The organism is Sulfurospirillum sp. HTRB-L1, from assembly GCF_059415125.1.
In genome coordinates this window covers 1-13,447 of the sequence record NZ_JCAHZR010000014.1, presented here as the reverse complement: position 1 = coordinate 13,447, position 13,447 = coordinate 1, and the positions used below count along the sequence as shown (strand labels likewise).

Below are 13,447 nucleotides of genomic sequence, written 5' to 3'. Positions count from 1 at the left end.
TTTTTGGTGCCAAGCCTTACATGTAAAGCTTTTTTAAACACCCCAGTGCGGCTTCTTTTTTTTCATACGGGACGAAAATATAGTCGTGGTAGTAGCCCGCAACGACGTTGGCGCTGATGTCTTGGTGGGCGAGGGCAGTGGAGACGGCGGCGGTGAGGCCTACGGCTTGGAGGCTTGAATGCACGTCGAGGCGAATGCACGCAAAGATACCCTCATGCAAAAGTCCGTGGGCAAGGGAGCGCTCTAAGATGAGTGTGGTGCCCTCATGCTCTTCAAACACCATGCGCGCTTGGGCTTTGAGGGCTTGGGACGGGCTCTGCTGGGTGCAAAACACGTACACGCCCTCTTCAAGCACGGGCGAAAGGGTGGAGAGTAACTTTTTCAAATCCTTCTCACCGCCCACGTTGCCACTCACTTTAATTTCCGTGCCATGCCCTCTTTGACCACGTCGTCAAAATTGTCAAGGTAGTCAAGGTAGGCGATGAGGTATTTGCGCGTGAGGCCAAAGTGGTCTTTGGCGTTTTTCACATCCACAAATCCTTCGTTTTTCATGATTTCCCGCAGGCGCGTCATCATGCCAGTAAGTGCTTCGGTGGTGACAAACAGGTTGTGGGCTAGGCGCACTACTTTGCGCGCACTGGTGAGGCGTTTGAGGGCATCATCGCCTGTTTTTCGGTCGATGTCTAGGGCGTCGTAGATGTTATAAGGTGCCTCAGGAGACGCACCCGCTTCTTTTAAGATGGCAAACATTTTGCCCTCCACGTGGGCGTCGATGTCTTCGATGTTCACGCCCTTTTTGACGTACACGCCGCCCTTTGGTGTGATGAGCCCCCGTTCGCACAGGCTGTCTAACGCTTTTTGGGCGATGCCCACACTGGCCCAGACTAGTTTAAGGGAGATGGATGTGGCAGAAAGCAAGGCGTAGGGGTTTTTGGCGTAGATTTTCTCCACCACTTCTTCGAGTTCTTGGAGGGCAAAAAACGGGTAAATGACCAACCCTTTTTCATCCACAAAGATTTCTTGTGGCATGCCTTCGGTGATGGCGAGGGCTTCTTGGTGGGAAAGGCCAAAACGCTGATAGGCCGAAATGAGCCCAAATCCGTGCTTGTGCACTTGGCTGAGCAACATGAAGGCCATGGGCAAATCTTTGCGGTGCAAGGCTTCAAGCAAGGGGATTTTGACGCGCTTTTTGATGGGGTCGTTGATGGCGTTGATGACCCGCCCGCCCGCGATGGTGTGGCCTGATTGGGAGAGGACAAAGGGCTCATCAAAGGTTAAAAACAAGGGCTCTTTAAACTGCACTTTGGAAAAACCCTGCGCAAGTTCCACTTCGCCCTCGTAGTGCAGTACCGTGGCTTCCACTTGTTTGGCGCCCGCGTGGAAGGTGACCTTGGTGTTGTGGGGCAGGGTGCGCCCATCCAAGCACTCCAGCCAGACATCGGCCACGTCAAAGCCGCGCACGTAGCCTTTTTGGGTGAGCAGTGTCCCTTTTTTGATGTCGTGATGGGAAAGCGCGCCCAAATTCACCGCGGCCCGTTCGCCGACTTTTGCCACCTCCACGTCTTCGCCGTGGACTTGCAAGTTACGCACGGAGGCCTCTTTGGCAAGTTCACACACCCACACTTTTTTGCCCACTTCCAGTTGGCCCTCAAGCACCGTGCCCGTGACGACCGTGCCGATGCCTTTGAGGGAAAAGGAGCGGTCCACGTAGTAGCGAAACACGCCACGGTCTGGGCGTTGTGCCAAAGGCAGTGCGAGCAAAGCTTGACGCAACCTATTGATGGTGTCGGGTTGATGAATGCTTGTGGGCAACAGAAGGCTTACATGTAAGTGTTTGTAGGCTTTTAAGTGGTCGCGCACAAGCAGAGTTTGGTTTTCAAGTTCGCTAGGACTAACCAAATCGCATTTGGTTAGGGCAATGAGGCAATGCTTTACATGTAAGAGGTTCAAAATCTGTAAATGTTCCACCGTTTGGGGTTTCACGCCCTCACGCGCGTCGATGGCCACGAGCGCCGCGTCAAACCCAAAGGCTCCCGAAATCATCGTCTTAACCAGTTTTTCATGTCCTGGTACGTCGATAAACGCGATGTTGGTATCGCCCTCTTTGAGGTTGGAAAAACTGAGATCAATGGTAATCCCGCGGCGTTTTTCTTCTTCGGTTTGGTCGCCTTCAAACCCTGTGAGGGCTTTAATGAGTGCTGTTTTGCCGTGGTCTACGTGACCCGCGGTGCCAATAACCAGTTGCTTCATGAATGCAGTACCTTTTTACAAATCTCCACAAGGGGTTTTTCATCGTCTTTGAGCAAGGCGCGCAGGTCGAGCAAAAAGCGGTCGCGCTCAATGCGCCCGATGACATGGTTTTCTCTAAAACGCCGCTCTAGTGCCGTAGCATCTCCCTTTACATGTAAGGCCACGGTGGGGATGGGACGGTTTGGCATGGTGCCTCCGCCCACGTAGGTTTGAGAATGCACCACCTCGCAGCTCTCCGTGCCAATCTGACGGCGCAGTTTTTTGGCTAAGGCTTCAAGGCTCTTAACGTCGCGCAAGAGCAGGTCGAGGGTGGGGATGAGGTGGGTTTCGCCCCCAAGGTAGGCTTTGACGGTTTCTTCTAAAAGGCACAACGTCAGTTTGTCCACCCGCAGCATCCGCAAGAGTTGATTTTTTTTGAGGCGGTCGATGAGGGCTTTTTTCCCCACGATGATGCCCGCTTGCACCCCGCCAAAGAGTTTGTCACCACTAAAGCTTACGAGGGAGGGGTGATGGGCTAAAAGTTTAGGCAAACTGGGTTCGGCGTGGCTTAAGCCATAGGGCAAGTCTGCTAAGTACGCACTGCCTAAGTCGTAATAGTCCAGCACCCCTTTTTCGTTGGCAAGGCCCACAAGCTCTTCCAAGCTCGCCTCTTCACTAAAGCCTTCGATGCTAAAGTTGGAGCGGTGGACCTTCATGAGCATGGCGGTGTGTTCACTTAGGGCGTTGGTGTAATCACTCAGGCGGGTTTTGTTGGTCGCGCCTACTTCCACGAGGGTGGTGCCACTGTTTGCCATCACTTCAGGCACGCGAAAACTTCCCCCAATTTCTACGAGTTCTCCCCGCGAAACGATGGTTTCCTTGCCTTTGGCAAAGGTGTTGAGGATGAGAAAAACGGCCGAGGCGTTGTTGTTGACCACCAGCACATCTTCCACGCCCAAGAGTTCGCGCAAATGGCGGCTCACGTGGGCGTAGCGCTCTCCTCTTTTGCCTTGTTCGAGGTCGTATTCAAGGTTGGTGTAGTGGGTCAGCGCGGCGGTAGCGCGGTCTAAGAGCACGGGGTTAAGGCAACTGCGCCCAAGGTTGGTGTGGACGATGACCCCCGTGGCGTTCACAAGAGGCACAAGAGAAGGGGCAAGGCTCTCTTGCATGCGCGCGCAAATCTCTTGAACTAGCACCTCTTCGTCGATGCGCGTCACTGTGCCCTCAAGAATACCTTGGCGCAAGGCTTCCACGGCAGCTTTGACTCTGGGAGCAAGGCGCGCGGGGTTAAAAGAAACAAAGGCTTCGTGGGCCATGAGTTTGTCAATCTTGGGCAAGGAACGAAGTAGACTCATGCGGTTGTCTCCGGAGCGGGAAGTTTGGACTCGTCAAAGCGGTATCTGCCGTTTTGGACTTTGGTGAGGATACCAAGGTCTGAGAGTTGTTTGAAAAGCTTAATGACCGTGGGTTTGCTCACATCCACCCGTTCCATGATGTCCGTGTAGGAGTGGTTGAGGAGGTTGTCATCGTCGAGGTTTTTGATGATGAAACGGATGAGTTCCACTTGTTTGCCATCGGTCACCGCGGAGATGGTTTTGATGATGTTATAAGAGCGGTGAATCTCGCGGGATTGGATTTTGGGCAAAAGTACATCGTGCAAGGAGTTGAGCAGTTCTTTGATGTTGATGGGCTTGACGATGTAGTTTTCCACTTTGAGTTTAATGGCATCAAGCAAATACTCCGTGTCGGTGTAGGCGGTGGTGAGGATGGCGGGGGTGTCGTAGCCTTTGGCTTTGAGCTCTTGCAAGAACTCAATCCCGTTGCTGTTTTTGAGCAAGATGTCTGAGACGATGACATCCACCTTTTTGGTTTCGATGATTTCCATCGCTTCTTGGCAGGTTTGTACGGGGTAGATGTGGTGTACAAAATCCACCAACACGTCGGTAGTGTGCTTAAGGAGGTCGATTTCATCCTCAAGGTAGAGAATACTAAAACACCCGAGGCATTCAAAATCACGACGGTTCATGGGATTCCTTTTTGTGGCGAGGGATGTGGATGGTAAACATAGCGCACCGGTAGAGTGTTTTGGTGCCCATCTTGTGGTAAATGTTCTTACATGTAATGTTTCCTTGCATATGCTCTTCAACGATTTGTTTGGACATGTATAGTCCAATTCCTGTGCCCACGCTTTGGTGTTTGGTGGTGAAGTAGGGGTCAAAGATGCGTGGCAAAATCTCTTCATCCACTCCGCCTGCGTTGTCAATGACACTGATTTGGCGTTCTGCGGTGGTGGATTTGACGTAGATGTGGATTTTTTTTGGACCAGTTTTACTTGCAAGGGCGTCTTTGGCGTTGTTGATGAGGTTTAAAAAGACGTGGCTAAGCTCGTTTTTAAAACCAAAAATGCGTACATTTTCACCCATAAAGAGTTGCAGTTCCACCCCTTCTTTTTCAAGCAAATAGCGGGAAAGGTCGATGGCTTTTTGGATGGATTCTTGCAAATCAAACCCCCGCTTGCTCTTGTTGGGGTTAAAAAACGTGCGAAAATCATCCAAGGTTTCAGACATGCCATTGGCCAACACTTGCGCGTCTTTGACCCGTTCTTCGATAAACATCTTTGTGAGTTTGCCCGCCATGTGCTTGGTCTCAAAGCTTTGGATAATCATCGTGAGTGCTCCTAGGGGTTGGCGCCACTGGTGGGCGATGTTTTGGAGCATCTCTCCTAGGCTTGCCATGCGGGATTGTTGGAACATGATTTGGTCTTTTTTGCGGTTGAGTTCCACCTCTTTGGCCACGCGTTTTTCCAAGGAAGTGTTGAGGCGTTGCAAGGCTTTGGTCTTATCATCTACCTTGGCTTCGAGGGTAGCGTTGAGGTTTTTGAAGTGGTTGATGAGTAAAACCGACACCAAAATACTGAGGCTAAAGACAAACCCGATGAGTAAAATCAGCATAAAAATACTGGTTTTAAAGATGCGTTCCGTGCGGATTTTTTCGTTGATGGCTTCTTTGAGATGGGAGGTGATAAGGCTAGAGATGTAAATGCTCAGGGCGTTTATCTCCAAAAAGGTCTCTTGGGTTAAGGTGCTAGCAAGCGGGTGGTCTTGCACCTGGTAGAGGGCCAAAATTTCCTTGGTGCGCGTGTTGATGGTGTCCATCTTTGTTTGCACTTTAGTGGTAATGCCTTCTTGGTACAAGCTTTTAGGCGGCGGGTCTTTAACAAGCAAGAAAAAGTTGAGCCAAGCACTAGCAAAACGGGCGATGCCGCTTACTTTGTGGTTGAGTGAAGCATGGTAGTTGGCCCACTGTTCGTCCACAATCTGTTTGGCAAGCTCAATGACCTCCGTGGCGTTACCAAGGCTGATTTGCCCAAGTTGCAAGTCGTATAGGGTGTCGTGAATGTTGACCGCGTACAAGTCTTTGATCTCTTCGATTTCCACCAAGGGCATGGTGCGGCGTTGAAAAAGGGTCTCGTAATCGTATTTGAGGGCAAAAATAGAGATAAACATCAAAAACCCAATGCTCATCATTCCTCCTGCAATAATCACAATCAAGAGGCGTGTTTTAACCGAAAAGGTGATGCGGTCTAAGAAAGTATTAAAAGTGGTAAAAAAGGCCATCAGAAACTCTTTTGGTGGACGATGTGAAATTTGCCGTTTTCATACACAGAAAGGTAGACGCTCGCGTGCATGTACAAGTGGTTAAAGCGCATCCCCACGCCGCCTAAGTCCACGTAAGTATGGTTGTTGAGGGTAGAGAGGAGTTTGCTTCTTGTCAAAGGCTCATCCACCCGTTTAAGGGCATGGGTAAGGGCTTTGGCGGCCAAAAAGGTTTCAAAAGAGACAAGGGAGGGTTTGCTTAGCGGGGCGTAACGCTTTAGCAGTTGGTTGTACTCAAAAGCAGCCTGTGAAGCACTGGGGTCATAAGAGGGCACCACTTGGGAAAAAAGAATGTTTTGCGTGCTGCCTCCAAGTTCTGCGACCAATGCGTCGGCATTGACAAAGGAGATGGGGCAAAAAATAACCGAATTCAAGCCGTGTTCTTTGGCTTGTTCAATAAAATGGGCACTGGGCTTGTACGCGCCCACGACGATGATGGCTTGCGGGTTGGAAGATTGAATCTCGTGCAAGGCATGGCGGATGGAAAGGGTGTTGCGCTTGTACGTGCCTTCTCCTGCTAGAGAGAGGCCAAGGGAAGTGAGTGCGTTGACCGTGGCGATGTACCCCTCTTCGCCAAACACATCGTTTTGGTAAAAGACCGCAAAACGGGTCAAGCCTTGGGAGACATGCAGATGTTCCACAAGGGCTGTGATTTCTTCTTGGTAGCTTGTGCGGAAGTTGACGATATTGGGTGCGGCCGTGTCCCGTAAAAAACTCGCCCCCGTGTAAGAGGCCACCAAAGGCACCTTGGTGAGCATGATTTCGGGCAAGATTTTTTTAATGGTCGGCGTGCCTACAAAGCCAAACAGTGCAAAGGCTTGGTCTTCGTGAAGGAGTTTTTGCAGGTTGTGGGCCGTGTTTTGGGGTTCGTATTTATCATCATAATAGACAAATTGAATCTTACGTCCTTTGATGCCTCCTGTGGCGTTGATGTGGTCAAACCATGCGTTTGCACCCACTACCACTTCATTGCCAAGCTCTTTGTTGATGCCTGTAATGGGAAGGGAAGAACCTAGGATGATGGGACCATACTTAGGTTGAACGGACCAGTATACTAGACCGCCAAGGCCAAGAATAGTGAAGAAAAACAAGAGTCTTAGGAAAGTGTGGTTTACCATGTGCTTTACAACCTGTAAATATGCATTGATGCGGATTATAGCACGGCTAAACTTCAATGAATCTAACGTACTACTGGGCTTAAATAAGACACATTTACTCCCCTTAAGAGACTCTTAATCTCCTAACTAATACAATTCGGTAAACAGTTATTGACCAAAAGGATGCGGAGCATGCTGGCAAAAGAGTACGTCTATTATGACCATTTAAACCTAGAGATTCCCCTTCAAGACCACATTGAAGTGGTTAAAACCCCTTTCTTAGCAGAGCAATGCCTCATCACCAATCACCCTGATGTTCCTTCTCACTTGATTGCTCCTGAGATTGATTTTTACCTTAAAAATTCCGAAGATGCGTTGTTAGATAAAGCACGCAATGTTTCGACCTTGTTTGAAGCGCGGGCCTTGTGCTACGATTTTTCCCAAGATTCGGATTTTTCCCAAGAAGTGGGAAGAAACATTGTACTCGTGGGCGACGAAGGGGCGTTGGGCGGATTAAAGCAAGCATTAAAAGCTAAAGAGTTTGCTGTATTAATCGTACACCCAAGCGAAGTTGCCATGATTGAGGGCCATTTGGGCGCCTTACATGTAACCCTTCGCCAAGAAGATGAACTGCACGAAGTGGACGCTGACCAAATGGTGTGGTTTGAAGCACCCGAGTTTGCTTTGCGCCAAAGTGGCGTGCTAGATCCTGAAAAAAACGACATTGCCAAGATTGTCGAAGCCATCGAAGCCAAAACAGGCACCCATGCGTATAAAAACTTCATCACCTACGACCCGTCCATTTGCCAGTACCACGAACGCCGTGAAGAGATTTGTGGCAAGTGTGCCGAAGTGTGTCCGACGGTGGCCATCGTCAAATTGGATGACACCAAGCATTTAAAATTTTCCCACATCGACTGCCACGGCTGTGGAGGCTGTATTAGCGTGTGCCCTAGCGGTGCGGTCGAATACGCCCAAATGCCCCGCCGTGCATTTTACGAGATTGCCAAACTCTATCAAGGGAAAACCGCACTCATTGTCCCCCGTAAAATGGCACTAGAGGCTTTACATGTAAGCCTTCCTGCAAACGTGTTGCCCTTGGCTATTGAGGGTGAAAAGTTTTTGCACGAAGCCCATTTGCTAACCCTTTTGCAAGAAAGTGGAAGCGCGGTGGTGTTTTACACAGACTTCATGTCTAAAGGGTCGGGCGATGTGATTTCCATCTTAAACCAAGCGTACGAAAAATTGTACGGCACTAAAGCCGTTTACGTGGCCATGAACGCAGCCGAATTGGCCGAGGCTCTTCAAAAGGTTGGCCCTGTTGAGGGCACCCGTCATGGCATTGATGAAGAAGGGTTGCGCAAGCGTGAAATCTTTTCCGCGCGTTTGGCTTGGGCAGTGGGCGAGGGGGATTATGGCACCATTCAAGCGGGCGAGCACGTGCGTTATGGGACGATTAACATCAACGAAGATGCCTGTACCTTGTGCCTTAGCTGTGTGGGAGCTTGTAACGTGCGCGCACTTACAGCCCATCCTGAAGACAACAGCCTGCGCTTTGACGCGTCTATTTGTACAAGCTGTGGGTATTGCGAAGCGACCTGTCCTGAGAAGGATTGCTTAAGCATGGAGCGGGGCGAAATCGTCCTTAATAAGCAGTGGTTTGGCCAACGCATCATGGCCAAAGACACACTCTTTGAATGTGTAAATTGCGGTAAGCCTTTTGCTACGAGTAAGTCGGTGAACCGCATCGCAGCACTGATGGCGCCAATTTTTGCAGGCAATTCGGCCAAGCTAAAAAGTTTGTACTGTTGCGCGGATTGCAAACCGAAGATGATGTTTGAGGATTATTTGAAAGACAAAGAAAAGGCGGTACTGTGAAAGAGAGGGAAATTCATTTAGCGCGAGCAGCCTATTATGGCTGGCTTGCGGTGTTGTTTGGGTATATCAAGGAAGAAAACACGTTGGGACCAGTGGTGGAGAATCTAGAAATATTTGCCACGAACCCTTTGGAGGAAAAAAGCAAAGACGCCATCGATGCCATGCGGGTGTTTTTGAAAACAAAAGGAAACAAAGGGCTTAAAGAAGAGAGCGATTTGGTCTTTTACAGTTTTGATACCTCGACGATTCCCATGAGCGCTTCGTATTATGATGAGCAACGGGATGATGGGAAAAAACGGCTAGATACCATTGAGATTTTACTCGAATCACCTTTTAGGCGTGACACCTTTACATGTAAAGATTCAGAAGACCATATTGCGTTGTTGTTTCAACTCATGAGCATGTTGGTGTTGCACGGCGTTGAACAAGAAGAGGCAAAAAGCCTAGAGCTTGCAGAAAAGCTTTTTGAAACCATCTTAAATCCTTTTATCGATACCTTTGCTGCATTGGTATTTACCCATGAAGCGACAGAGTTTTACAAACACGTGGCAGTGGTGCTACAAGGCCTTGTGGAGTTTGAGCGTTTTTATCTTCAAATCGCAGCGCCCAAACAAGAAGAAGTGTTGCCTCGTGTGATGGCACTAGAGCAAAAAGACAGAAAACCTTTTTCTCAAAAAGCCAGGCGCAATCCTGATGAAATTACGCTCTAAAAAGTAGCCCTTTTTTTATACCTGTGAATATGCTAAATTTGCATATTCACAGGGGTCTTGAACCTGAGGTGTGAATGTGGTGCTTTCTAAAATATGCAAATTTTGCACATTAACTCTCGAAGGTAAACAGCGGTTTATCTTCGAGACTCTTTGAATCAAAGAGAATCTACACAAGGAGGAGACTTTGCAAACGCAACGACGGAGTTTTTTGAAAAAAACTCTTGGTGCAGGAGCGGTGGTCGCAGCAACATCGATGGTTGCTAAGGCGCCCGCAACACAAGAAAGCGGCGGTGTCGTGGTGGGAAAATCTAAGAAAAAAGAGATTCTTTACCGTGAAACATCTGAATGGGGACTCTACTACCGTAGATCCTACTAATACAAGAGGGAACACATGAGTCAATCACACCATCCCGACCTCTCTTTGCGTGTGGGAAGAAGGTCGTTTTTAAAGATGGCAGCCCTAGGCGCCACCTTTGGAGCCACTGGAGGTTTTGCGGCAGCTGAGGGCATTCGCCCAGCGACCGCAGACGAAATCAAAGACCCCTATCCTGGGTCTAAAAAGGTAAAAACCATCTGTAGTATTTGTTCTGCAGGATGTGGGATTATCGCCGAAGTGCACAATGGCGTCTGGGTACGTCAAGAACCCGCCCATGACCATCCTATCAGCGAGGGAAGTCACTGTTGCCGTGGGGCAGACCAAATCGACTTGGTTAAAAGCAAGCAACGCTTGAAATACCCTATGAAAAAAGAGAACGGCAAATGGCACCGTCTTTCATGGGAGCAAGCCGTTAACGAAATCGGCGATAAAATGCTAAAAATCCGCCAAGAAAATGGCGCTGATGCGGCCATGTTTTTAGGCTCGGCCAAATTTAACAACCAGCAAGCGTATTATTTTAGTAAGTTTGCTGCTATGTGGGGAACCAACAACATCGATCACGTCGCTCGAATTTGACATAGTGCTTCTGTCGCAGGTGCTGCGAATACATGGGGTTATGGTGCTATGACAAACCATTTTGGGGATGTGACACAAAACTGTAAAGCGATGTTGGTTATCGGGGCTAATTCCGCGGTTGCCAATCCTATTGGCTTTAAACACATGCTACAAGCCAAAGATTTAAACGGGGCAAAACTCATTGTAGTAGACCCTGTCTTTACACGTACAGCAGCAAAAGCAGATATGTACTTGCGTATTCGTACAGGTACGGACATTGCCTTTGTGTACGGCATGCTTCACCTTATCTTTAAGAACGGCTGGGAAGACAAAGCATTTATTGATGACCGCACCTATGGCATTGATGATATTCGCAAAGAAGCAGCCAAGTGGACACCTGAGATTACAGCGGATGTGACAGGTATTTCTGTGGAAGAATTGATACAAGTGACTACCTTGTATGCCAAAACAAAGCCAGGTGCTGTGTTCTGGGCGCTAGGTATCACCCAACACTCCGTGGGTTCTTCTAACACACGTATTTTACCCATCCTTCAACTCGTTCTTGGCAATGCTGGAAAACCCGGCGGCGGATGCAACATCATCCGAGGACACGATAACGTCCAAGGCTCCACTGACATGTGTAACCTTGCAGACTCTTTGCCAGGGTACTATGGCCTAGCTGAGCCTGCATGGCGCTATTTTGCCCAAACGTGGGGCGTGGATTTCGACTGGTTGCAACAACGCTTTTTTGAACCCAAGTGGATGAATGCCAAAGGTTTCTCTTTGTCAAAATGGTGGCAAGGGGTATTGCAAGAAGAAAAAACATATTCTTCCTCTCCGATTCGTGCACTGTGGGTGCAAGGTACGGGGATTACTTCCATGTCTCAAACAGTCAAAATCCAGCAAGCTCTTGAGAAATTAGACCTTTTGGTGGTGGCTGATCCGTTTGTGAACGAAGTGGCGGTGATTACAAATCGCCAAGACAACATCTATCTTTTGCCCGTCGCTACACAGTTTGAAAGTGAAGGCACGGTGAATGCCACCAACCGTTCTGCTCAGTGGCGTACCCAAGTGGTGAAGCCTATGTATGAGTCCAAAGAAGACCACGAAGTCATGTTTGCCTTTGCGAAAAAATTTGGCTTTTACGAGGAGTTGGTACGCGGCATGAAAATGGCGGTGAAGGACGGCAAGGTCGTGCAGGTCAAAGAAGATTTTGTGTGGCCAGATGACGCGATGCGTGAGATTGCACGTACTATTAAGTCCATTGGTTTGGGTGGATGGACGCCTGAGCGTTTACGCCGTCACCAAGAAAACTGGCATCTGTTTGACCCGTTGACCCTAGAAGGGCGTGGGGAAATGGAAGGCGAGTTTTATGGATTGCCTTGGCCGTGTTGGGATGAAAAACACCCAGGAAGTCCCATCCTTTACAATGTAAATACACCTGTAAATGAAGGGGGTATGGGCTTTAGAAATCGCTTTGGCTTAGAACACAATGGTGTGAGTCAAATCCCAGGGGAACGTGTACATGTAAAGGATTCTAAGGTGCAAGGCGGGTATCCGCAAATCACCAAAGCCAATATTGAACAGATTCTTGGCATCACCCTCACGGAAGCGGAAAAAGCCATCATGGGCCCAAGCTGGGCGATGGACTTTAGTGGCATCATCCAAGAAAAATGCCGTGAAAAAGGGGTGTGTGCTTATGGTAATGCCAAAGCCAGAGCCATTGTATGGGAATTTCCAGACCCGATTCCCCAACACCGCGAACCGATTCACTCGCCCCGTTGGGATTTGGTGAAAAAGTACCCCACCTATCCTGACCAAGAGAATAACTTTAGGGTAGAGACAAAGTTCATCTCCGAACAGCAAAAAACCGACTGGTCCAAAGAGTTCCCAACCATGATTGTAAGTATGCGTGTGGTGAACCTAAGCGGTGCAGGGATGATTGAGCGTTGTAGTAAATATCTTGCGCACATTACGCCAGAAATGTTTGCCAACATTCACCCCGACCTTGCCTTGCGCTATGGCGTCAAAGACCGTGACATGATGTGGCTACATGCGCCCCATGGCACAAAGATTAAAGTGCGCGCACACCACAACCGTAGCGTAACCCCAGATCGTATTTGTTTGCCGTACAACTTTGCAGGCGTGATGCAAGGGGTGGACATGAGTGCGAACTATCCAGAGGGTACAAAACCGTATGCGATAGGTGAAAGTTCAAATACCATTACCAACTACGGGTTTGACGTTATTACACAGATTTCTGAATTCAACGCGGGTCTTTGCCGTGTTGAGAAAGCGTAGGGGGTGAGAAATGAGCGAACAAGCTAAACTTAAATTTTACTGCGATGAAAACCGTTGCATCGAATGCTTTGGATGCAGTGTTGCGTGTTCTCAGTCTCATGAGCTTCCTACGGGAATTTCTAGACGCAAGGTTATTACGTTGTTTGATGGGGTGGAGGGCAAAGAGATCTCTACTTCTGTAGCGTGCATGCATTGTTCGGATGCCCCATGCGCACAAGTGTGTCCTGTGGATTGTTTTTATATCCGCGAAGATGGTATCGTCTTGCACGATAAAGAAAAGTGCATTGGATGTGGATACTGCTTGTATGCGTGCCCCTTTGGTGCCCCTCAGTTCCCACGCGATGGTGCCTTTGGTACCAAAGGAGCCATGGACAAATGTACCATGTGTGCGGGCGGCCCAGAAGAGACTAACTCCGAAAAAGAGCGTCATCTGTATGGCCAAAACCGTATTGCTGAGGGTAAAGTACCCTCATGCGCAGCCATGTGTTCTACCAATGCATTGCTAGTAGGCGACGCAGAAAAGGTATCCAAGCTCTACAGGGAACGCTTCGTAGGGCGTGGAAAAACCTTATCCTAGGAGGGGTGATGAAAAAACTATTTGTAAGCACTCCCCTTTTACTTTCAGTAGCTTTGGCTACTGAAAGT

Annotated in this window: 11 protein-coding genes; 5 read left to right on the top strand and 6 right to left on the bottom strand. The window is 48.9% G+C overall.

Annotation, left to right across the window (positions count from 1 at the left end; all coding sequences use genetic code 11):
• Positions 1–16: 16 nt before the first annotated feature.
• From AC5SLM_RS14100 to AC5SLM_RS14075, 6 genes are read right to left on the bottom strand one after another with little or no spacing between them, the layout of a single operon-like run.
• Entirely contained in the window at positions 17–415 is a 399-nt protein-coding gene (locus tag AC5SLM_RS14100) for an ACT domain-containing protein (RefSeq protein ID WP_495251615.1), read from the bottom strand.
• The gene (gene selB, locus AC5SLM_RS14095) at positions 412–2,250 is read right to left on the bottom strand and encodes a selenocysteine-specific translation elongation factor (RefSeq protein WP_495251614.1); all 1,839 of its coding nucleotides are present in this window, start codon (positions 2,248–2,250) and stop codon (positions 412–414) included. Before selB ends, AC5SLM_RS14100 begins: the two co-directional genes overlap by 4 nt.
• Entirely contained in the window at positions 2,247–3,584 is a 1,338-nt protein-coding gene (gene selA / locus AC5SLM_RS14090) for an L-seryl-tRNA(Sec) selenium transferase (RefSeq protein WP_495251613.1), read from the bottom strand. Before selA ends, selB begins: the two co-directional genes overlap by 4 nt.
• The gene (locus tag AC5SLM_RS14085; protein ID WP_495251612.1) at positions 3,581–4,255 is read right to left on the bottom strand and encodes a response regulator; all 675 of its coding nucleotides are present in this window, start codon (positions 4,253–4,255) and stop codon (positions 3,581–3,583) included. The genes selA and AC5SLM_RS14085 overlap by 4 nt, the downstream gene beginning before the upstream one ends.
• Positions 4,242–5,846, bottom strand: coding sequence for a sensor histidine kinase (locus AC5SLM_RS14080; RefSeq protein ID WP_495251611.1), 1,605 nt, complete (start codon positions 5,844–5,846; stop codon positions 4,242–4,244). Before AC5SLM_RS14080 ends, AC5SLM_RS14085 begins: the two co-directional genes overlap by 14 nt.
• A complete protein-coding gene (locus AC5SLM_RS14075) occupies positions 5,846–7,003 on the bottom strand; it encodes an ABC transporter substrate-binding protein (protein ID WP_495251610.1) in 1,158 nt (385 codons plus the stop codon). The genes AC5SLM_RS14080 and AC5SLM_RS14075 overlap by 1 nt, the downstream gene beginning before the upstream one ends.
• A gap of 171 nt (positions 7,004–7,174) precedes the next feature.
• Here AC5SLM_RS14075 and AC5SLM_RS14070 point away from each other — a divergent pair, with 171 nt between their 5' ends.
• From AC5SLM_RS14070 to fdh3B, 5 genes are all read left to right on the top strand, one after another.
• Entirely contained in the window at positions 7,175–8,860 is a 1,686-nt protein-coding gene (locus AC5SLM_RS14070; protein WP_495251609.1) for a 4Fe-4S dicluster domain-containing protein, read from the top strand.
• Entirely contained in the window at positions 8,857–9,570 is a 714-nt protein-coding gene (locus AC5SLM_RS14065; RefSeq protein ID WP_495251608.1) for a TorD/DmsD family molecular chaperone, read from the top strand. The genes AC5SLM_RS14070 and AC5SLM_RS14065 overlap by 4 nt, the downstream gene beginning before the upstream one ends.
• 184 nt (positions 9,571–9,754) lie before the next feature.
• Positions 9,755–9,946, top strand: a complete 192-nt coding sequence (locus tag AC5SLM_RS14060) for a twin-arginine translocation signal domain-containing protein (protein ID WP_495251607.1) — start codon at positions 9,755–9,757, stop codon at positions 9,944–9,946.
• A 15-nt stretch (positions 9,947–9,961) separates the two neighbouring features.
• The gene (locus AC5SLM_RS14055; protein WP_495251606.1) at positions 9,962–12,802 is read left to right on the top strand and encodes a formate dehydrogenase subunit alpha; all 2,841 of its coding nucleotides are present in this window, start codon (positions 9,962–9,964) and stop codon (positions 12,800–12,802) included.
• 10 nt (positions 12,803–12,812) lie between these two features.
• On the top strand, positions 12,813–13,379 hold the full coding sequence (gene fdh3B / locus AC5SLM_RS14050) for a formate dehydrogenase FDH3 subunit beta (RefSeq protein WP_495251605.1): 567 nt from the start codon (positions 12,813–12,815) through the stop codon (positions 13,377–13,379).
• The last annotated feature ends 68 nt before the right edge of the window (positions 13,380–13,447 follow it).